Below are 20,110 nucleotides of genomic sequence, written 5' to 3'. Positions count from 1 at the left end.
CGACGGTGCGATCGGCGATCTTGGCCTAAACGAGCGTCATATGCAACGAGCGATGTTTGATATGCGGGTGATCTTCGGCGTGTCTGCCGTGATCCAGCGGGGTGGGCGCGGATGCTGGCGGCGGGAGGTTGCCGTGTTCATGCCGTGCCTGGTCCGTCACCATCGTGGGGCGGAGTTGGCCGCGATCACCCTGGGGCATCCGCTGCTGGATGACTACCTGGCCTTCGTTGCGGCACGAGCCCGAACGAACACTTGGCTGGCGGTGGCCTCGGATTTGAAGATCTTCTTCGGTGTGGTTGCCAAGGAACCGACCCAGGTGAGCGCCGCAGATGTGTTGGCGTTCTTGGCGTTTCAACGCACTGCCCGTTTGGGTGAGCGGGTGGTGCGGTTGGAGGACGGCGAGCCGGGCCTGGCGGCGCGCACGATCGCCCGCCGGTTGTCCAGTGTGCGTGGCCTGTATGCCTACCTCGCGGCCCGCGGTGACACCGGCGTAAGCCGCAACCCGGTGCCGACCAGCCTGGCCGCCCGCCGCCCCGGTGCTCGGCGCGGGAAGGGCGGGATGGCGTTGATCCGCACCCCGCGCACGCTGCCCCGGGTGCTGGCGCCAAGCGAGGTCGACGCGCTGCGGGCGGTGCTGCGCACCCACCGCGACCGGGCCATGGTCGAGGCGATGCTGCTGGGTGGACTGCGACGCTGCGCGGTGCTGGGCCTGCGCCTCGACGACGTCAACGCCGGTGAGCGGCGGGTGTTCGTGGCCGAAGGCAAGGGTGGTCGGCAGCGGATGGTGCCGGTATCGGCGCGGTTCTTCGCATCGCTGGGGGACTATCTGGATCAGGAGCGGCCGCGGACGTCGACCGATCGGGTGTTCGTGGTGTTGAAGGGACCCCGGCGTGGCGAGCCGTTGTCGGCCGCCGGTCTGGATGAGATCCTCGACGGTGCGCGCGCTCGCGCCGGGCTGACCCAGGCGACGTGCCATCAGCTGCGGCACACCTGTTTCACCCGGCTGCGGGAGGCGGGGATGGCACTGGAGGCGATCCAAGCCCAGGCCGGCCACGCCTTGATCGACTCCACCCGCATCTACCTGCACCTGGCCAACGACTGGTTGGAACGGGAGTACCTGCGGGCCGCCGAAGCGATCGAGGCGCAGGTCGTCGCGTCCGGTGAGGCGGCCGAGGCATGAACCGCTCACCAGCACATCGCCCCGACATCGAAGAGCTCGTCGAGGCGTATCGGGCCGACCTGGTTGCGGCCGGGATGTTCGCCGGACATCCGGTGACCTCGGTGGCCCGCACGTTCTTCACCCGCGTGGGTGTGGCGGGCTGGTCTGCGTTGCCGCTGGCAACCCAGTGCGCTTTGCCGCTGAAGGATCGACGGGTGGTTGGTTGGCTGATCGTGACGGGACGGCTGCGGCCCAGCCCGGACTATCTCGTGGCGTGCCGGCCCTACCTTGGCGAAGTCGCCGCCCATCATCACCGCGGGTTCCACCAACGGTTCGTCGCGACCTCCACCGAGTTCGGGTTTGATCCCATCGTGACCCGCCTGCAGTGGTCGGCGCTGGCCAAGGTGGCCGCGCTGGCCGGGCTGACTCCCGAGCAGCTGACCCAGCCGGTGATCGATGAGCAGCGAAAAGCGTTGAGTGCCGCGATAACTCGTCACCGACCCGGCAGCCACGGCGCCAAAGCACTGAGCGCGGCGCTGTTCGGTGCGCAGACCACCCTGTTCCACCTCGGCGTCCTCGACAGCGCGCCCCGCAAGACCAGCCCAAACCGCTCGGCTGAGCGGGCCGCCCAGTGGGCGGCGGTTCCGCCGCGGCTGGCGGCCACCCTGACCGGTTACATCGCCCAGACGCGGCTGTCGCTGCGGGCCTCGACGATGGTGCGTGTCGAGGGCGTGCTGCGGGAGTTCGCCGGCTGGCTGGCCGCCAACGCCCCCGAGGTGGTCTGTGTTGCTGACCTGCGTCGGGCACACATCGAGGCCTACAAGCTGCACCTGGCCACCCGTCCTTCGGCGCGCGGCGGCCGGTTGTCCAAGATCAGTCTCGCCGAACATCTCGGCACCCTGCGCACCTGCTTCGACCGGCTCACCGAATGCGACGGCGACGATATTCCCGCCCGCGTGCTTGTGTTCGCCGCCGACCTGCCGATCCGCGACGAGCCGCTGCCCCGCTTCCTCGACGACGCCGCGTTCACCAAGCTGCTGCAGGCCGCACGCGCCGCCGACGACCCGTTTGTCCGGCTGTGCGTGGAGTTTTTGGCCCGCACCGGCCTGCGTAAGGGCGAATTCCTCGATCTCACAGTCGATTCCGTGGTGCAGATCGGGGCCGCGTACTGGTTGCACGTGCCGCTGGGGAAACTGCGCAACGACCGCTACATTCCGTTGCATCCCCAACTCAAGGATCTCCTCGACGAATGGCTCGCCGCCCGACCCGTCAGCCTGCGCAGCCGCTACCTGTTCGTCGAGCACGGCCAACGCATCGGGGAGGGCCGCGTCGATCGGGCCACCGCTGAAACCGCGAACGTGGCTGGTATCGGCCGTGTTTCGCCCCATCGTCTCAGACATACCTTGGCAACCCAGGCGATCAACCGCGGTATGTCGCTGGAAGCGCTGGCTGCGCTGTTGGGTCACCGATCTATGCGGATGACGCTCGTTTACGCTCGAATCGCCGATCGCACCGTCGCCGACGAATACTTCACCGTCAGCGAAAAGGTCGAGGCCCTCTACGATCAGCCGCGCGCACTTCCCGCCGACGCCGAAGGCGCCGAAATGCGAAAGCTCCGCGCCGAGATGCACCGTCGGATGCTCGGTAACGGCTACTGCGCCCGACCCGTCGGCCTGGACTGCCACTTCGAATCCATCTGCGAATCCTGCACCTTCTTTCAGACCACCATCGCCTTCCGGCCCACTCTGCAGGCACAACGCGACGACGCTGCCGAGAAAGGACAGCTCGGCCGCCAGAAAGTGTTCGACGGACTGCTCGCCCGACTCGATCAAACCGCCTCCTGACAAGACGCACTTGACAAGATCACCCGCATAATGCCCGAGCAGGGCCGCGATCGCCTCTAGCGACATGCCGCGGTTGATCGCCTGGGTCGCCAGGGTATGTCTGAGCCTGTGTGGTGAAACACTGCCGATGCCAGCTGTTTTGGCTGCTTTAGCGACAGCGGAATCGACCCGCGAGATAGGGATCGGTCGGCCTTGCTCGACGAAGATCAGCTTGCTGCGCAACCCTTCCGGACGCTTTGCGAGCCACTCGTCGAGCAGTTCCTTCAACTGCGGGTGCAGCGGGATGTATCGGTCGGTGTGCAGCTTGCCCAGCGGCACGTGCAGCCAGTAGGCCGAACCGATCTGCACAACGGCGTCGGTGGTCAGCGCCAAGTACTCGCCCTTACGCATGCCGGTTCGGGCGAGAAACTCGACGGTGAGCCGCACGAACGGGTCATTGTCCTCTCGGGCGGCTTGCAGCAGCTTGGTCGCCGCGGCGTCGTCGAGGAACCGGGGCAAAGTTTCGTCGGGGATCGGCATATCGGAGGCCAGCACGGGCACTTTGGCTGGCGCGTCGTCGATCTCCCATTCCAGCAGCCGGATGAAGAACCCGCGCAACGCGCAGAGTCGGTCCTTGATCGTGTGCCGATGCAGTGGTGCGCCGCGTTTGCCCGGCCGCCCGGCCAGCCAGCACTTGTAGGCCTCGACGTGTGTTCGACCCAAGTCGGCGACGCATCGCGCGGACGGATCTCGCTCGGCGACGAATCCGGCAAATTCCCGCAAGGTCGCCTCGATGTTTTTCACTCGCCCGGGCCGCAGCGTGGTCGCCACCTGCTGGAGGTAAGTGCGCATTGTGGCGCGCATCCGCTCGGGCACCTCGGCCCACTGTACAGCGCGGATGTCTGCTTTGGTGCGGACTCGTTTACGGGGTAGTTCGTCGATCACCCCGGCGTGGAACAGGGTCGCTTCCAGACCGAAGATCGCGGTGGATAAGGCGCGGTGCGAGTGGTGTCCGTAACGGTCTGCGGCGGCCAGTAATTGGCCGCGTGCCCTGTCGATGTCAGCGTGGGTCAGCCATTCTGGCGCCAGTCCGGTCAAGGCGCAGATCTGGGCCAGCGCGGCCCACTGCGCTTGTGCGGTCTTGATCGGAAACTTAAGCGTTGCGGCGGTGTTGATGAACAGGGCATGGAACACCGGCCAGTGCCGCGACAAGCTGATACCCAGCCGGGGTCGGCGGACCACCAGGTAGTCCGCGCTCGGTTGCAGCCGCCGAGTCGCGATGAGCCACGCGATGAACCGATGCACCGCGTTGTGGACGGCGAGCTGCTCTTCTAAGGGCAGCTCGGCGAAAGCTCGTGGTTCGCCGATATGCACCAAAAACCACCGAGCGCCCCATAACACCGTTCGCTCTGGCACCTGGCCGATGTCCCACAGGTCATTCTCGTAGGCGCTGACCAGATCCAACGCCTCGCCAACGAGTCGGTAGGCGGTCATCAGCTTGCACCGTCCTCGGCCTGATCGGCGATGTCATCTTCGATCGCGTTTACCGCGCGGGCGTACTCCTCGGCCAGCCACCCATTGGCCAGGTGCAGATAGACGCGGGTCGACTCGATCGAGCGGTGCCCGGCCTGAGCCTGCACCGCCTCCACCGCCATCCCCGCCTCCCGCAGCCGGGTCAGGCAAGTGTGACGCAGCTGATGACAGGTCGCATGGTCCAGTCCCGCCCGCTGCCGCGCCCCGTCGAGCACCTGATCCATCCCGGCCGCAGATAGGGCACGACCTCGGGTCGGCCCGCGCAGCACCACGAACACCCGTTCTGTGTCGGTGGCCGGCCGTTCGTGCTCGCAGTAGTCGGCAAGGCTCACGAAGAACCGGTTCGCCACCGGCACGATCCGCTGATGACCGCCCTTGCCCTCAGCGATGAACAGCCGCCGCTCCCCGGCATGCACGTCCGACATGCGCAGCCCGAGCACCTCGCAGCGACGCAGCCCGCCCAGCAGCATCGCCAACACGATGGCGCGGTCGCGATGCGTGCGCAGCACCCCCAGCAGCGAGTCCACCTCGACCGGGGAGAGCACCTTCGGCAGCGTTCGCGGCGTGCGGATCAGCGGCACCCCACGCGCCCCCGAGGCCAGCGGGCGCCGGGTGCCCACACCGCGTGGCACCGGATTGCGCCGCAGATCGACATCATCACGGGCCAATAGATAGGCGAACAGACCTGACACACTTGCCAATCGGCGCTTAAGCGTGCGCGCCGACAACCCCGACTCGCCGTCTTCGAGTCGCACCACACCGGCGCCCCGACGCGGCGCCCGCTGCGCAACAAGGAACCCCATCACATCCGTCGTTGACACCCGAGCCGGCTCCTTGCCGACCACCGAGAAGAACACCTTCAGGTCGTAGGCCGTCGCCAGCACCGTGTTCGGTCGCGACCGCGCCGCAACGAACCTCAGATAGTCATCGACCAGCGCATCGCCGAGACTGGCCCGGACCTCACCATCCGGACCCGATGATCGCACCAGACACGGTGTCCACAACATCGGCGCTCCCCGTCTCGGGTTGCGCCCATTCTCGCGCCGTTTCGGCTCGTACAGTGGGATCAACACCCACATAACCATTGAAGAACTCGAATGCCTCGACATGGCAAGCGCACCAAGTTTTTTGGTCCATCCGAATGACGGGCCGCACGAACAAGTGCCGCGAGCATGCCAGCACCATCACGAACGCCCACACCGCGACCCGGCGCGCGGTGGCCGGGTTCAGCCACATCCCCAACCTGCCGTAGTCGATCTGCGCCTTACTGCCCGGGGCCACCTCGCCGCGCGGCACACTCACCCGCGCTCGGGCCACCTCCTCAGCGAAATGCGTTGCCACCCACCGCCGCACCGACGACTCCGACACCGCGACCTCGTGGTCGTCGCGCAACCGCTGCGCGATCGTAGCCACCGTGACATCGGCGTCCAACCAGCCCTTAATCCGGTCCCGATGCGGCTCGATCAGCGGCCACGTCGATGCCCGGGCACCTGGATCATCCAGTCCGGGAAACCATTGCGCGATTCGCTCTGCCCACTGCTCGGCGGTCAGTGGTTTTCCGCCCGGCTCGATACCCTCCGCTTCCGCCGGCGCCAGATATTTGCGGATCGTCTTGCGATCCATCCCCAGCGACTGCCACTACTGCACCTGCGAGCGGCCCGCCTGCCAATGCATGTACAGCTCGATCAGATCGAACATCTCGATACCTCTCCTCGCCATCAGCGCCCTTTCGTCCGCCGGACTCCGACGGATTCAGAGCGAACATGTGTGCGAGGCCCACAGCCGGCAGACACGCCGCCCAGGGTGAGGAATTACCTGACAGCCGGGGTGGGGAATTCCGTGACGGACAACCCCTCAGAACTGGGGAATTACGTGACCGCTGACACTCGGCGTCCTTGCCCTCGGTGAGGTGCACGATTCGGGTCTTGGTCGCCTTCACTTCTAGACCCAGGCCCGCCAGCACGGCCTTCAGCCGCGCCAGCGCATCCTCGGCCTGCCGCCGGGTACTGCACATCACCACCAGGTCATCGCAGTAGCGTATCAGCACCCCATGCGCTCGGGTATCCCACACTCGGTCCAGTCGGTGCAGGTACACGTTGCACAAAAGCGGCGAAAGCGGCCCCCCTTGGGGGGTTCCAGTGACCTCTCGCCGAACCTGGCCATCGTCGACCACCCCGGCGCGCAGCATCGCCCGCAGAAGTGTTAGGACGGTTCGGTCGCTGATGCGTTCCTCGACCGCTTGCATCAACTTGTCATGCGGTATCGCCGAAAAGCAGTTGGCGATATCGGCTTCGACCACCCACCGTCGTCCCTGCCAGGCCTCGTCCACGAGAACTTGCAGGGCATCGTGCGTCGAGCGCTTCGGGCGAAACCCGAAACTGCACGACAGAAAATCGGCCTCAAAGATCGGCTCGAGCACGATCTTCACCGCGGCCTGCACGATACGATCACGAACCGCCGCGATCGCCAACGGCCGGTATTCGCTGCTACCCGGCTTGGGGATCAACACCCGCCGCGCCGGCAGCGGCCGCCAGCTTCGGCCCCGCAGTTCATCGGCCAGCTCGCCGAGCAGCCGGGTCACCCCGTACTCCTCAACTTCGGCCAAGGTGGTTTTGTCGATGCCCGGTGCGCCGTTGTTAGCGCGCACCGCCACCCACGCCCGCCACAGAACGTCTTCGCGGTAGACCTTGTCCTGCAGCGCGTGAAACCGTCGATTCGGGTCGGCCTTGCCCGCCCGGTACAGCGCGTGCTGCAACGCTCTGACTCTGTCGCCTCCGACAGCCGCCAGGGTGGACCTAGCCGTATTTGCGGCACTCACCAGTCAGCAGCTCCCAACATGCGCGTGAACGAAGCAGCGGCCCTTTCCTCCCCGCGGGTTGTGTTGTCCCGCGGCTCGACCGGTACTATGACCGCCTCCGACTCCCTCCCGGCACCCCCACCCACTTCCCGGCTCCTCACCGGTTATAGGGCAGGGCTCTTCCACCGACACCGCGATCGGTTCCGGCCGGGGAGGGCCTCCCCAGTTCCCGTCGCCACCTTCTGAACGTTCCGAGCCCCGTACGCCGGACAGTCCCTCACGGCTGCACATCCAGGATCTTCACCGCTTCCATGGCCTTCGCCGTGATTACCGCGGCTCGGCACTGTCTTATCCCCTAACGACGCGGCAGGCTTCGCTTCACGCTACGGACCGCTCAGTTGCTCCCACCACCGTGGCTTTTGACGCTGGGCTTCGACCCGACCCGTTTCCAGGCCGAGCCGCCAGCCTGCTACCGGGCTTCCTGGCAATTACCCGGACCGGACTTTCACCGGCAGGCGACAACGAGCTTCCCATCAGGTCATGATCTCTGGACCATCACCTCCTAACGCGCTGGGCGCGCGCAACTTCGGGTTAGTCTGACTACGCCGGGGAGATTTCCGTCTGTGATGTCGGCGAGGTGCGTGGCCATCGACTCACGGGCCGACGCCGGCAACACACCCGACTGCGGAGGTTCCAGATGGGCCGATCCGATCCCGTGCTGTTGAGCATCGATCATCGCGTCGCGCTCATCACCGTCAACGACCCCGATCGGCGCAACGCCGTCACCGCCGCGATGTCGGCCCAGCTGCGCGCGGCGGTGACGCAGGCGCAAGCGGATGCCGACGTGCACGCCGTTGTGGTCACCGGCGCGGGCAAGGCGTTCTGCGCGGGTGCTGACCTCACCGCCCTGCGCGACGCTGACGAGCCCGCCCTGCTGCGGATCTACGACGGATTCATGGCCGTCGCCGAGTGCACGCTGCCGACCATCGCCGCGGTCAACGGCCCGGCCGTCGGCGCCGGGCTCAACCTGGCACTGGCCGCCGATGTGCGCATCGCCGGAGCCGGCGCGGTGTTCGATGCCCGCTTCCTGAAGTTGGGGCTGCATCCCGGCGGGGGCGCGACGTGGATGATGCAGCGGGCGGTGGGGCCGCAGGTCGCGCGCGCGGCGCTGTTGTTCGGGATGTGCTTGGACGCCGAATCCGCCGTGCGGCACGGTTTGGCCCTGAGCGTTGCTGACGACCCGGTCGCCGCGGCGCTGGAGTTGGCCGCCGGAGCCGCGGCCGCGCCGCGGGAGGTCGTGCTTGCGACCAAGGCCACGATGCGCGCCACCGTCAACCCGGGGTCGGTCGACACCGAACTGCACGAACTCGCCAAACGCATCGAACTCGGCCCCCAGGTGAACTCGATCCGATCACCGGAGTTCGCCGCCCGGTTGGCCGCGGCCCGGCGCCGGTGACCGCGGACCGGCCTGCCGGCTGCCGAGGTCACCTGCGGGCACCCGTTACAGGTCCAGCAACGCGAGCTCCGGTGACTCGATGAGTTGGCGAAGCTCACCGAGGAATTGGGCGACCTGAGCGCCGTCGGCGATTCGATGGTCGAACGCGCATGTCAGGGTCATCTGCGGTCGGCTGACGACGATGTCGTCGATGACCATCGGCCGGGGCTTGAGCGACCCCATGCCCAGGATCGCCGCCTGCGGATAGTTGATCACCGGCACACCCTCATCGAGCCCAAGCGCACCGAAATTGGACACCGTGAACGTCGACCCTTCCAGCTCCGCCGGTGTCAGGGTGCCCGCGCGGGCTTCGCGGATCAGCCGCGCGACGCATTCGGCGAGTTGGCGGGTGCTCTTGTCTTGGGCGTCGGCGACCACGGGCACCAGCAGGCCGCGGGTGGTGGCGACACCGAACCCGAGATGCACCGCGCGGTGGCGGCGCACTTGCGGGCCATCGGCACCGTCCACCCAGGTGGCGTTGAAGATCTTGTGGTGGGTCAGGGCGATGACCAGCAGCCGCAAGGTGAGCACGAAGGCGGTGATCAGCTTCTCCCCGTCGGGGACGGCCGCGCGCAGCCGGTCACGCAGCCGCAGCAGGTTTGTGCATTCGACCACTACGCTGGCGTGGGCGTCTGGAATCTTGGTGCGCGACAGCGTCATCCGTTGCGCCATCCGGGCCTGGACCCCGTGCACCGGCACCACGTCGTAACGGGTGGCTCTGGCCCCGGCCGCCGCCAATACCGCCTCGCGGGTGATCAGGCCATCCGGGCCGGGCGGGACGGTGTTGAGGTCGACGAGCAGCTCGGCGGCCAGTTTGCGCACGGCCGGCTTGGCTTTGGGGCGCCCCGAACCTTTAGGTGCGCGTTCGGCCGGCCCGCTGCCGGCCTCGGACACGTCGTCCGGCCCGTATCCCACGAGTACCGGCCTGCGCGCGGAGGATTCACCGTTGGGCGCTGCCGTCTCGGGTGGGCGGCTCCGTGCCGGAGCCGGTGCGTCCACCCGGGTGTCGATCCGCGCCAACAGCGAGCCGACCTCGAGGACCTCGCCTTCCGCGCCGCGGATCTCGACGATCCGCCCGGCGTACGGGCTGGGAATTTCGACCTCGGCCTTAGCGGTCTCCACCGAGCACAGGATTTGGTTGAGCTCGACCTGGTCGCCCACGGCCACGTTCCAGCGCACCACCGTAACCTCTTCGAGCCCTTCGCCGAGGTCAGGAACCAAAAACGACTTGACACGCTCGTCGTCGCCGGCCGGGCTCATGGCATCTCCAGTGCCCGCTCGACACAGTCCAACAGCCGGTCTGGGCCCGGCAGCCACAATCGTTCCAGCCGCGCCGGCGGGTAGGGAGTGTCAAATCCACAGGCGCGCAACACCGGCGCCTCCAGCTCGTAGAACATCTCCTCCTGGATGCGAGCGGCCAGCCCGGCGCCGTAGCCCAGGCTGCGGGGCCCCTCGTGCAGCACCACGCACCGCCCGGTGCGCCGGATCGACTCGGCGACGGTGTCGAAGTCCAGCGGGACCAGTGAGCGCAGGTCGATGACTTCCAGGCTCCAGCCTTGTTGCCGCTCAGCTGTTTCCGCGGCAGACAAAGCGGTGGCGACCAGCGCGCCGTAGGTGAGCACGGTGACGTCGGTGCCGGCCCGGCGCACCACGGCCCTGCCGATGGGTGGTTCCGGCCGGCCGGTGTCCACGACGCCGCGGCCCCAGTAGCGCCGCTTGGGCTCTAGGTACATCACCGGGTCGCGACAGTTGATCGAGTGCCGCAACAGCCAGTAGCCGTCCGAGGGCGTCGACGGGACGACCACCTTGAGGCCGGCGGTGTGCGCCCAGTATGTCTCGGTGGAATCCGAATGATGTTCGGCCGCACCGATGCCGCCGAACGACGGTATCCGCACGGTCACCGCCATATCCACCTCACCGCGGGTCCGGGTGCGGTACTTCGCCAAGTGGCTGACCACCTGATCGAATGCCGGGTAGGTGAACCCGTCGAACTGGATCTCCGGAACCGGCACAAAGCCGCGCAACGCCAGGCCGATCGCGATCCCGATCACCGCGGACTCCGCCAGCGGGGTGTCGAAACACCGGTCCTCGCCGAAGGTCTCGGCCAGTCCCTCGGTCACCCGGAACACGCCGCCCTGGGCGGAGACGTCCTCGCCGAACACCAGCACCCGCTCGTCAGCGGCCATCGCGTCGTGCAGCGCCCGGTTGAGCGCCTGCACCATGGTCAGCGGCTGCGCTTGCTGCGAGCCGGGCAGTCCCAGGACCGCGGCCGTAGTCGAAGCCGACGGGGGGTCGGCGATCTGGGTCATCTCATCCCTTCCTGCCCAACTCTGCGCGCAGCCGCCGGCGCTGTGCTTCCAATCCAGGGGTGATCTCCGCATACACCGTGGTGAACACCTCGTCGATGTCGATGTCGGGGGCCCCCACCACCGCCTCGCGCAATTCGGCCCGCATCCGCGTCGACCGAGCGGTGACCCGGTCCTCAAGCCGCTGCGACCACAGTCCCACCCCCTGCAGGTAGGCCCGGTACCGCGGAATCGGGTCCAGTGCGAGCCAACGGTTCACTTCGTCTTGCGTTCGGTAGCGGGTCGGATCATCGGACGTGGTGTGCGGGCCGAGCCGGTAGGTGACCGCCTCGATCAGCGTGGGCCCGCCGCCGGCCCTGGCCCGGGCCGCGGCTTCGGCCATCACCGCATAGCACGCCAGCGGGTCGTTGCCGTCCACCCGGATGCCCGGCATGCCGTACCCGATCGCCTTGTGGGCAATGGACGCGGCGGCGGTCTGCTTGCGCACCGGCACCGAGATCGCCCACTGATTGTTCTGAACGTAGAACACGCAGGGTGTGGTGAACACCCCCGCGAAGTTCAGCGCCTCATGCACGTCACCCTCACTGGTGGCACCGTCACCCAGGAAGGCCACCGTCACCGAGTCCTCGCCCAGGCGCTGGGCGGCCATCGCCGCCCCGACGGCGTGCAAGGTGTGCGTGCCGACCGGTACCGACATCGGGGCGCAGCACTTCTTGGTGAATTCCAGGCCGCCATGCCAGGTTCCGCGCCACGCGGCCGCCACGTGCGCGGGCGGGATGCCGCGCACCAGAAAGACCCCCAGTTCGCGGTATTGGGGAAATAACCAGTCGGTTTCGCGCAGGCAGGCCGCGGCCCCCACTTGCGCGGCCTCCTGACCGCGGCACGGCGTGTAGAGCGCCAGCTCCCCCTGACGCTGCAGGTTGATCAGCTCCGCGTCCAGCTCGCTGGTGACCACCATCATCTCGTAGATCCAGCACAGGGTCTCCGCGGGAAGGTCACGGCTGTAACGGTCCTCTGCCGTCGGGGACCCGTCCGGACTCACGAGTTGCACCGGCTCCAGGTCGACGGTAACCGGCACCGGGGTGCTGCCAGCCATACCGCCTCCTTCTGTTTCGCGCCACGGCGAAGGTCACGCCGTCAGTGGATATCGTCCTTTCCGAAGACGTGTCGCCGGCGCGTCACGTTGCGCACCACCTTCGCCTCACGCGCGACTGCTACGACGATCCCGGCACGCCCCGAACCGGGACCGCTATCAGCCGGAGCCGGCCGCCAGCCGCATGATCCGCTCGGCCCGCCGCAACACTGGCGCATCTACCATTATGCCTTCAAATGCGAAGACCCCGCGCTGTTCGGAGGCCGCGGCAAGCACGTGTCGCGCCCACTGAACCTGGTCGGGCGAGGGCACGTAAGCTGCGCGGATAATCGGCACCTGGCTGGGATGGATAGCAACTTTCGCGTCGAAGCCGACCGCCACGGCGTCGTCGACCTCGGCGCGCAGCCCGTCACGATCCCCGATGTCGAGAAAGACCGAATCCAGGGCCAAACGACCGTGTGCTTTGGCCGCCAGCAACGACTGCGAACGCACGTAACGAGCCACGTCACGATAACTGCCGTCCGGGTAGCGGTTGGCCGTGCCGCCCAACACGGCGAAGAGATCCTCCGCCCCCCACATCACGGCAACGGTATTGGCGGCACCGGCGCTCTCGGTGATGGTCAGCGCGCCCATCGGTGACTCCACCAGGACCACCACATTCAGCGGGTCCAATGCGCTAACCTGATGGGCCGCTTCACATTTGGGCAGCATGACGGTGTCATACCGGGTGCTCGCCAAAGCGGCCAGGTCCAGCCGCTGATCGGCGGTGCCGAACGGGTTGATTCGCACCACCGTGCGCGCCGGGTCGAGGGGAACCCGGACCAGCGCCTCGCGGGCGACGTCCTTTTCGGCGGCGGCAACCCCGTCTTCGAGGTCAAGGATAACGACATCAGCTGCGGCAGAGGCTTTTTCGAAGCGCTCGGGGCGATCTGCCGGGCAGAACAGCCACGCCGGCCCCGAGTTCTGTAACCCCATCAGCCGCGGTCCCGCTCGGTCGGGCGCATGCGCACCAGTGTCTTGCGGGTGGCAGTGGCCACAATGTCGCCGTGCTGATTACGCCCGGTGTGCGCGAACGTCACGATGCCCTCACCGGGGCGGCTTTTGGACTCTCTCTTCTCGGTGACCAGTGTCTCCGCGTACAGGGTGTCCCCGTGGAATAGCGGTTTGGGAAAGGCGATCTCGGAGAACCCCAGATTGGCCACGATGGTGCCCTGAGTCAGCTGGGCCACCGACAAACCGACGAGTGTCGACAGCGTGAACATCGAGTTGACCAGGCGTTGATGAAATGGCGCCAAGGCCTCGGCGAACGCGGCGTCCAGGTGCAGCGCCTGAGTGTTCATCGTCAGCGTCGTGAAGAGCACATTGTCGGCCTCGGTGATGGTGCGCCCGGGACGATGCAGATAGCGCACCCCGGTCTGGAATTCCTCGAACCACAGTCCGCGCTGGACGACGACGCGCTCACTCGATTCGCCGGTCCGATGGTTCATCTCGTTCCCGTCACTCACTGCGTTCGTTCCGCTCACTCGATTTCACAGCCCGAGCTCACGGGCGATCAGCATCAGCTGCACTTCGGTGGTGCCCTCGCCGATCTCCAGGATTTTGCTGTCCCGGTAATGGCGGGCGACCGGGAACTCGTTGATAAACCCGTAGCCGCCGTGAATCTGCGTGGCATCACGGGCGTTGTCCATCGCAGCCTCGCTGGCCACCAGCTTGGCGATCGCCGCCTGCTTTTTGAACGGCTTACCGGCCAGCATCAACGCCGCGGCGTCATAGTACGCGGCGCGGGCGGCGTGGGCGCGGGCCTCCATCCGGGCGATGGTGAACTCGATGTGCTGATAGCGCCCGATCGGCTGACCGAAAGCCTCACGCTCACCGGCATACTTGACGCTTTCATCGACACAGCCCTGGGCCGCGCCGGTGGACAACGCGGCCAGCGCGATGCGGCCCTCGTCGAGGATGCGCAAGAAGTTGGCGTATCCGCGACCGCGTTCGCCGAGCAGGTTTTCCTCGGGGACCCGCACATCGACGAAGCTCAGCGGATGGGTGTCCGAGGCGCGCCAGCCCACCTTGTCATAGGCCGGTTCCACGGTGAAACCGGCGGTGGGCACCGGAACCAGGATCGCGGAGATCTCTTTCTTCCCCGCGTGCTCGCCGGTAACCGCGGTGACCGTAACCAGTTTGGTGATATCGGTACCCGAGTTGGTGATGAACTGCTTGGACCCGTTGATCACCCAGTGCCCATCCTCCAGGCGCGCGGTGGTCTTGGTGGCCCCCGCGTCGGAGCCGCCTCCGGGCTCGGTCAACCCGAATGCGCCCAGCGCGCGGCCACTAGTCAACTGCGGCAGCCATTCCCGCTTCTGAGCCTCGGTGCCGAACCGGTAAACCGGCATGGCGCCCAAAGACACCGCGGCCTCCAGGGTGACGGCAACACTCTGGTCTACCTTGCCCAGTTCCTCCAAGGCCAGACACAACGCGAAGTAATCCCCGCCCATCCCGCCCCATTCCTCGGGAAAAGGCAGACCGAACAGTCCCATCTCGGCCATGCCCGCCACCACTTCATAGGGAAACGAGTGCTCGGCGTCGTGACGGGCGGCGACCGGCGCCACCACGCTCTGCGCGAAATCCCGCACCGTCTTGGCCAGCTGCCGATACTCGTCGGGCAGCGCCCCGGTCGCCAGAAAATCAGTCATGCCAGCCGCTCCTTTTCGTCGCTTCGTGCGCATCGCCGGGCTTGGCCTCGTCACCCTGCGGGCCATGGGAAGCCATCTCCGGTGCATTCCGGCCGGTGTCCACGGTGATGCGGGCCACCGGTTGACCCAGTCTCACCTGCTCGCCGACGGCAACCAGCAGGTCGACCACGCCGTCGACCGGGGCGACCAGCGGGTGTTCCATCTTCATCGCCTCCACCGTGACGACGACCGTGCCGGCTCGAACCCGGCCACCGTTTTCGACACCGATCGCGACAACGCTTCCGGGCATCGGGCTGGTCAACTCGGCGTCGCCGCTGTGCTCGTCGTCCGGGCGCACCGGCGCCTCGCGCACCTCTTCGAGCACCGCGGTCGCGCCGCGGCCGGCCAGCCAGATTCGACCGTCGGCCGCGGCGACGGTGTATTCGGCGCGCAGCCCGTCTAGCGTCATCACCAACCGCCGACCGGCGAGATGCGCGCGCAGCGAATGGGCTTCGCCGTCTTCAACACGTGCCACCGCACCCGAGGGGGTGCCGGTGATGCGGACATGCTCGGTGCGGTCACCGGCGCGCAACCGGATGCTCACCGGCGCCGCAGCGCCCAGCCGCCACCCCGAGGGCACCTCCCAGAGATCGGCGCCCGCCGCCGGCCAGAGCCGCAACCACCGGTAGGCGGCCGCGGCGATGAACTGCTCATCGCTCGGCGGCGCCGCCACAAATCCGTTGGCTTTGCGATCCAGCAGTCCGGTGTCCAGCCGGCCGGCGACGACCTCCGGGTCGGCGAGCAGGAAGCGGGCGAACTCGACGTTGGTGACGACGCCGAGCACCGCGGTGTCTGCCAGCGCCTTATCGAGTGCCCGCAGCGCGGCCGGCCGATCCGCGCCGTGCACGATCACCTTGGCCAGCATCGGGTCGTAGTCGCTGCCGACCACCATCCCGGCGGACAAGCCCGAGTCCACCCGCACCCCAGAGCCTTTCGGCTCCACCACCGCGAGCACCTCACCGCCGGTGGGCAGGAAACCGCGGGCGGGATCTTCGGCGTAGATCCGCGCCTCGATCGCGTGTCCGCGCAGCGCGACATCACCCGGTGTCAGCTTCTCCCCCGCCGCGATCCGGATCTGCCACTCGACGAGATCCCACCCGGTCACCATCTCGGTGACCGGGTGCTCCACCTGCAGGCGGGTGTTCATCTCCATGAAGAAGAACTCCTCCGGGTGGTCCGCGGCGACGATGAACTCCACCGTGCCGGCACCGACGTAGTCCACGCTGCGCGCCGTGTCACAGGCCGCGGCACCGATGCGCGCGCGGCCCGCGGCGTCCAGCAGCGGTGACGGCGCCTCCTCGATGACCTTCTGGTGGCGCCGCTGCAGGCTGCACTCCCGCTCGCCGAGGTGGATCACGTTGCCATAGGAATCGGCCAGCACCTGGACCTCGATATGCCTGGGGCGGCGCACGAACCGCTCCAGGAACAGGGTGTCGTCGCCGAACGCGGCGGCGGCCTCCCGACGGGCCCCGGCCAGGGCGTCGGCTAACTCGGTCCGGCGTTCCACCAGGCGCATACCTTTACCCCCGCCGCCGGCGGACGGCTTGATCAACACCGGGAAACCGACCTCGTCGGCGGCGGCGGCCAGGTCGGCGTCGGTCAAACCCGGCCGCGCGATGCCGGGGATCACCGGAACACCGAACGCCGAGACGGTGTTTTTGGCGAGGATCTTGTCGCCCATCGTGCGGATCGCGGCCACCGGCGGTCCGATGAACGTCACCCCGGCGGATGCCAGCGCCGCGGCGAAATCGGCGTTCTCGGCCAGGAAGCCATACCCGGGGTGTACCGCCTGCGCCCCGGTGCGCACGGCCGCGTCGACGACCGCGGCGATGTTGAGGTAGCTCTCCCGGGCGGGTGCCGGGCCGATCGCCACCGCCAGGTCGGCCTCGGCGACATGACGGGCCGCCGCGTCGGCCTCGCTGTAGACCGCCACCGACCGGATCCCCATCCTTTTCAGCGTCCGGATCACCCGGACGGCGATCTCACCCCGGTTGGCGATTAGCACGGTGTCGAAAATCCCTGCAGCCATCGCGGCCCTCACATCCGAAAGACACCGTAGGAGACCGGTTCGACCGGTGCGTTTGCCGTAATGGAAAGCGCAAGACCCACAACAGTTCTGGTATCCGCCGGGTCGATCACGCCGTCATCCCACAGCCGGGCCGTCGAATAGTACGGATTGCCCTGATGCTCGTATTGGGCACGGATGGGTGCCTTGAACTCCTCTTGCTCGCGCTCGGACCAGGTGATGCCCGAGCTTTCCAGGGCTTCGGCACGCACCGTCGCCAGCACCGACGCGGCCTGCTCGCCACCCATCACCGAGATCCTGGCGTTGGGCCACATCCACAGGAACCGCGGCGAATACGCCCGCCCGCACATCGAGTAGTTGCCCGCGCCGTAGGAGCCGCCGATGATCACCGTCAGCTTGGGCACCCGCGCACAGGCCACCGCGGTCACCATCTTGGCGCCGTGTTTGGCGATGCCGCCCGCCTCGTAGTCCCGGCCCACCATGAAGCCGGAGATGTTCTGCAGGAACAGCAGCGGCACCATACGCTTGTCACACAATTCGATGAAATGCGTTCCTTTCAAAGCCGATTCGGAAAACAGCACGCCGTTGTTGGCGACGATACCCACCGGGTGTCCGTGAATGCGGGCGAAGCCGGTGACCAGCGTGCTGCCATATTCCGCTTTGAACTCGGCGAACGCGCCGCCGTCGACCAGGCGGGTGATGACCTCGTGCACGTCGTAGGGAATCCGCACATCGACCGGTACCACATCGTAGAGCTCGGTCTGGTCGGCGACCGGCTCCACGGTCGGCAGCACCTCCCACGCCGGTGACCCGCGGGGACCCAGCGTGGAAACGATCCGCCGGATGATGCGCAGCGCGTCACGGTCGTCGTGGGCGAGGTGATCGGTGACCCCGGAGATCCGGGAATGCAGGTCCCCGCCGCCGAGTTCCTCGGCGCTGACCACCTCGCCGGTGGCGGCCTTCACCAGCGGCGGTCCCCCCAGGAAAATGGTGCCCTGGTTACGCACGATCACCGCTTCATCGCTCATCGCCGGGACGTAGGCGCCCCCGGCCGTGCACGACCCGAGCACGGCCGCAATCTGCGGGACGCCCTCCGCGCTGAGCTTGGCCTGGTTGTAGAAGATCCGGCCGAAGTGATCCCGGTCGGGAAACACCTCGTCCTGGCGGGGCAGGAACGCGCCGCCGGAGTCGACCAGGTAGATGCAGGGCAACCGGTTTTGCCCGGCGATCTCCTGGGCCCGCAGGTGCTTTTTGACGGTGATCGGGTAGTAGGTGCCGCCCTTGACGGTGGCGTCGTTGGCCACGATCATGCACTCGCGGCCGGAAATCCTGCCGATCCCGGTGATGATGCCCGCAGCCGGGCATTCATCGTCATACATGCCGTCGGCGGCCAGCGGGGCGATTTCCAGAAACGGGCTGCCCGGATCGAGCAGGCCGTCGACCCGGTCGCGGGGCAGCAGTTTGCCGCGGCCGACGTGACGCGCGCGGGCGCGTTCCGGGCCGCCCAACGCTGCCGTGGCCAACTTGTCACGCAGCTGCGCCACCAACGCCAGGTGCGCGTCGCGGTTGGCCGCCGCTGTGCTCATCGGGTGCCCCGCCAAGATCGCAATGCAAATCCGGTTAATAGCGACTAACTCGTGATATGTTAGTGAGGATTAACCAACATGTCCAGTGTCACCGGAGGCCGTCATGGCAACGTCCACCGGGGCCAACCACCTCCCCCCCGCCGGGGCGGCTAACCGCCGCAGCCAACTGAAGTCCGACCGGCGCTGGCAACTGCTGTCGGCCGCCGAGAGGCTGTTCGCCGAGCGCGGCTTTCTTGCGGTGCGGCTCGAAGATATCGGCGCCGCCGCCGGTGTCAGCGGGCCAGCCATCTACCGGCATTTCCCCAATAAAGAGTCTCTGCTGGTCGAGTTGCTGGTCGGCATCAGCACCCGGCTGCTCGCCGGTGCCCGCGAAGTGACCGCGCACGCGAGCGATCCGGGCGCTGCGCTGGACGGCCTCATCGATTTCCACCTCGATTTTGCGCTGAGCGAACCGGACCTCATCCGCATCCAGGACCGCGACCTTGCTCACCTGCCAGCAGCGGCCCAGCGCCAGGTGCGCAAAGCGCAGCGCCAGTACGTGGAGCTCTGGGTGGACGCGCTGCGCCGGGTCAACCCCGAGCTTCGCGACACCGACGCCCGGCTGATGGCCCACGCAGCGTTCGGGTTGCTGAACTCCACACCGCACAGCATGAAACCGGCCCACGGTGCGCCGGCGACAACGCGCTCCCGGGCCATCATGCGGGCGATGATTGTCGCCGCGTTACGAGCCGGGTGATCGCACCCGTGGGCCCGGGTACCCTGCAAGCCATGAGGTGGGCATGACCGATCGCCGTCGGCCGAAGGCCTTCGGCCGTGTCGGGCGCCGGGCCGGGGCTACCGAAGGGGCTACCGAACGGTTTCGCCGGTGGTCTCCGCCGCACCCCGGTCCGGCCCACGTCGGCCGCCCGCCGTATTGGTCTGCAGACCCGCCCGGCTATCCTTCCGCGCCGGGGCGAAGCCCGGTCGAATCCGATCCCACCGACCGGCTGGCACCGCAGTGGTGGCGGAGCCAGGTGCCGGCCGAAACCGCCCCGGAGACGATCACGCCGCCGCAAGGCCCGAAGTCGCCGCGCTGGCTGTGGCTCCTGGCCGGCGCGGCGGTGCTGCTGGTTGTCGCACTGCTCATCGCGCTGGTGATTTCCACCGACTCGGCCCGAAAACAGACTGCCGTTGCGCCGTTACCGGCGATGCCGCACCCTACTTCGACCACTTCGCCCCCGCTGACGACCGGGTCGCCCTCGGCCACCGCGACGGCACCGACGACCTCGCCTCCCCAGACGACCGGGAGCCCGCCGATGCAGAGCGTCGTATACACCGTCACCGGTGAAGGCCGCGCAATCAGCATCACCTACGTCGACAACGACGGTGTCCGCCAGACCGAGTTCAACGTGGCGCTGCCATGGAGCAAAGAAGTGAGCCTGTCCAGCCAAAACACCGCCAGCGTCACGATCATCAACATCGGCCACGACGTCACCTGCTCGGTCACCGTCGCCGGGACCCAGGTCCGCCGGCACACCGGCGTGGGGCTGACGGTCTGCAACGCGGGTTAAGCCGCGGCCAAGG

Annotated in this window: 14 protein-coding genes and 3 pseudogenes; 5 read left to right on the top strand and 12 right to left on the bottom strand. The window is 67.5% G+C overall.

Translation table 11 applies throughout. The annotated features are described in order from the left end of the window. Positions 1-40 precede the first annotated feature (40 nt). Both QJR12_RS15480 and QJR12_RS15475 read left to right on the top strand, forming a co-directional pair. Positions 41-1,180, top strand: coding sequence for a tyrosine-type recombinase/integrase (locus QJR12_RS15480; RefSeq protein ID WP_300584031.1), 1,140 nt, complete (start codon positions 41-43; stop codon positions 1,178-1,180). Further along, positions 1,177-3,003 carry a tyrosine-type recombinase/integrase gene (locus QJR12_RS15475; RefSeq protein ID WP_300584001.1) on the top strand — a complete coding sequence of 609 codons (1,827 nt, stop codon included), beginning with the start codon at positions 1,177-1,179 and terminating at the stop codon, positions 3,001-3,003. The genes QJR12_RS15480 and QJR12_RS15475 overlap by 4 nt, the downstream gene beginning before the upstream one ends. An 87-nt stretch (positions 3,004-3,090) precedes the next feature. On the opposite strand, the pseudogene QJR12_RS17780 reads toward QJR12_RS15475, so the two are convergent. The 4 genes and pseudogenes from QJR12_RS17780 to ltrA all read right to left on the bottom strand — a co-directional run. After that, a pseudogene (locus tag QJR12_RS17780) lies at positions 3,091-3,522 on the bottom strand (tyrosine-type recombinase/integrase); the annotation flags it as partial. A 953-nt stretch (positions 3,523-4,475) separates the two neighbouring features. Continuing rightward, the gene (locus QJR12_RS15465) at positions 4,476-5,522 is read right to left on the bottom strand and encodes a tyrosine-type recombinase/integrase (protein ID WP_300583109.1); all 1,047 of its coding nucleotides are present in this window, start codon (positions 5,520-5,522) and stop codon (positions 4,476-4,478) included. Next, positions 5,512-6,213: pseudogene (locus tag QJR12_RS15460) on the bottom strand (hypothetical protein); the annotation flags it as partial. The gene QJR12_RS15465 and the pseudogene QJR12_RS15460, both read right to left, overlap by 11 nt. A 208-nt stretch (positions 6,214-6,421) precedes the next feature. Beyond that, positions 6,422-7,333: pseudogene (gene ltrA, locus QJR12_RS15455) on the bottom strand (group II intron reverse transcriptase/maturase); the annotation flags it as partial. A 676-nt stretch (positions 7,334-8,009) separates the two neighbouring features. On the opposite strand from ltrA, the gene QJR12_RS15450 reads away from it, so the two are divergent. Next, the gene (locus tag QJR12_RS15450) at positions 8,010-8,768 is read left to right on the top strand and encodes an enoyl-CoA hydratase (RefSeq protein ID WP_300583997.1); all 759 of its coding nucleotides are present in this window, start codon (positions 8,010-8,012) and stop codon (positions 8,766-8,768) included. Positions 8,769-8,813: 45 nt separating this feature from the next. Here the strand turns inward: QJR12_RS15450 and QJR12_RS15445 are convergent, their stop codons facing one another. The 8 genes from QJR12_RS15445 to QJR12_RS15410 all read right to left on the bottom strand — a co-directional run bounded on the left by QJR12_RS15445 (position 8,814) and on the right by QJR12_RS15410 (position 18,547). Next, the gene (locus QJR12_RS15445; RefSeq protein ID WP_300583995.1) at positions 8,814-10,067 is read right to left on the bottom strand and encodes a dihydrolipoamide acetyltransferase family protein; all 1,254 of its coding nucleotides are present in this window, start codon (positions 10,065-10,067) and stop codon (positions 8,814-8,816) included. Then, a complete protein-coding gene (gene bkdB, locus QJR12_RS15440; protein ID WP_300583994.1) occupies positions 10,064-11,116 on the bottom strand; it encodes a 3-methyl-2-oxobutanoate dehydrogenase subunit beta in 1,053 nt (350 codons plus the stop codon). The genes QJR12_RS15445 and bkdB overlap by 4 nt, the downstream gene beginning before the upstream one ends. 1 nt (position 11,117) lies before the next feature. Next, complete coding sequence (gene pdhA / locus QJR12_RS15435) at positions 11,118-12,209, bottom strand: pyruvate dehydrogenase (acetyl-transferring) E1 component subunit alpha (protein WP_300583993.1); 1,092 nt, start codon at positions 12,207-12,209, stop codon at positions 11,118-11,120. A 156-nt stretch (positions 12,210-12,365) separates the two neighbouring features. Further along, positions 12,366-13,181: a CoA ester lyase gene (locus tag QJR12_RS15430; RefSeq protein ID WP_300583992.1), complete on the bottom strand. Its 816-nt coding sequence runs from the start codon at positions 13,179-13,181 to the stop codon at positions 12,366-12,368. Next, positions 13,181-13,693: a MaoC family dehydratase gene (locus QJR12_RS15425; RefSeq protein ID WP_300584029.1), complete on the bottom strand. Its 513-nt coding sequence runs from the start codon at positions 13,691-13,693 to the stop codon at positions 13,181-13,183. Before QJR12_RS15425 ends, QJR12_RS15430 begins: the two co-directional genes overlap by 1 nt. 42 nt (positions 13,694-13,735) lie before the next feature. Continuing rightward, a complete protein-coding gene (locus tag QJR12_RS15420) occupies positions 13,736-14,896 on the bottom strand; it encodes an acyl-CoA dehydrogenase family protein (RefSeq protein ID WP_300583991.1) in 1,161 nt (386 codons plus the stop codon). Then, positions 14,889-16,964: a biotin carboxylase N-terminal domain-containing protein gene (locus QJR12_RS15415; protein ID WP_300583989.1), complete on the bottom strand. Its 2,076-nt coding sequence runs from the start codon at positions 16,962-16,964 to the stop codon at positions 14,889-14,891. The genes QJR12_RS15420 and QJR12_RS15415 overlap by 8 nt, the downstream gene beginning before the upstream one ends. A gap of 8 nt (positions 16,965-16,972) precedes the next feature. After that, complete coding sequence (locus QJR12_RS15410) at positions 16,973-18,547, bottom strand: carboxyl transferase domain-containing protein (protein ID WP_300583987.1); 1,575 nt, start codon at positions 18,545-18,547, stop codon at positions 16,973-16,975. A 103-nt stretch (positions 18,548-18,650) separates the two neighbouring features. Here QJR12_RS15410 and QJR12_RS15405 point away from each other — a divergent pair, with 103 nt between their 5' ends. Continuing rightward, positions 18,651-19,283 carry a TetR/AcrR family transcriptional regulator gene (locus QJR12_RS15405; RefSeq protein WP_300583985.1) on the top strand — a complete coding sequence of 211 codons (633 nt, stop codon included), beginning with the start codon at positions 18,651-18,653 and terminating at the stop codon, positions 19,281-19,283. Between the two features lie 43 nt (positions 19,284-19,326). Further along, complete coding sequence (locus QJR12_RS15400) at positions 19,327-20,097, top strand: MmpS family transport accessory protein (RefSeq protein WP_300583984.1); 771 nt, start codon at positions 19,327-19,329, stop codon at positions 20,095-20,097. Positions 20,098-20,110 lie beyond the last annotated feature (13 nt).

Source organism: Mycobacterium sp. (assembly GCF_029961025.1).
In the GTDB taxonomy this organism is placed as follows: Bacteria; Actinomycetota; Actinomycetes; order Mycobacteriales; family Mycobacteriaceae; genus Mycobacterium.
The sequence above is the reverse complement of the archived record's forward strand: the minus strand, read 5'-3'. Positions and strand labels throughout refer to the sequence as shown.

Bases quoted from the DNA above. Each gene is read 5' to 3' on its own strand.
- QJR12_RS15400 (WP_300583984.1), top strand. From the start codon at position 19,327: ATGACCGATCGCCGTCGGCCGAAGGCCTTCGGCCGTGTCGGGCGCCGG.
- QJR12_RS15480 (WP_300584031.1), top strand. From the start codon at position 41: ATGCAACGAGCGATGTTTGATATGCGGGTGATCTTCGGCGTGTCTGCC.
- QJR12_RS15475 (WP_300584001.1), top strand. From the start codon at position 1,177: ATGAACCGCTCACCAGCACATCGCCCCGACATCGAAGAGCTCGTCGAG.
- bkdB (WP_300583994.1), bottom strand. From the start codon at position 11,116: ATGACCCAGATCGCCGACCCCCCGTCGGCTTCGACTACGGCCGCGGTC.
- QJR12_RS15405 (WP_300583985.1), top strand. From the start codon at position 18,651: ATGGCAACGTCCACCGGGGCCAACCACCTCCCCCCCGCCGGGGCGGCT.
- QJR12_RS15430 (WP_300583992.1), bottom strand. From the start codon at position 13,181: ATGGGGTTACAGAACTCGGGGCCGGCGTGGCTGTTCTGCCCGGCAGAT.
- QJR12_RS15420 (WP_300583991.1), bottom strand. From the start codon at position 14,896: ATGACTGATTTTCTGGCGACCGGGGCGCTGCCCGACGAGTATCGGCAG.
- QJR12_RS15445 (WP_300583995.1), bottom strand. From the start codon at position 10,067: ATGAGCCCGGCCGGCGACGACGAGCGTGTCAAGTCGTTTTTGGTTCCT.
- QJR12_RS15450 (WP_300583997.1), top strand. From the start codon at position 8,010: ATGGGCCGATCCGATCCCGTGCTGTTGAGCATCGATCATCGCGTCGCG.
- pdhA (WP_300583993.1), bottom strand. From the start codon at position 12,209: ATGGCTGGCAGCACCCCGGTGCCGGTTACCGTCGACCTGGAGCCGGTG.
- QJR12_RS15415 (WP_300583989.1), bottom strand. From the start codon at position 16,964: ATGGCTGCAGGGATTTTCGACACCGTGCTAATCGCCAACCGGGGTGAG.
- QJR12_RS15425 (WP_300584029.1), bottom strand. From the start codon at position 13,693: ATGAACCATCGGACCGGCGAATCGAGTGAGCGCGTCGTCGTCCAGCGC.
- QJR12_RS15465 (WP_300583109.1), bottom strand. From the start codon at position 5,522: ATGTTGTGGACACCGTGTCTGGTGCGATCATCGGGTCCGGATGGTGAG.
- QJR12_RS15410 (WP_300583987.1), bottom strand. From the start codon at position 18,547: ATGAGCACAGCGGCGGCCAACCGCGACGCGCACCTGGCGTTGGTGGCG.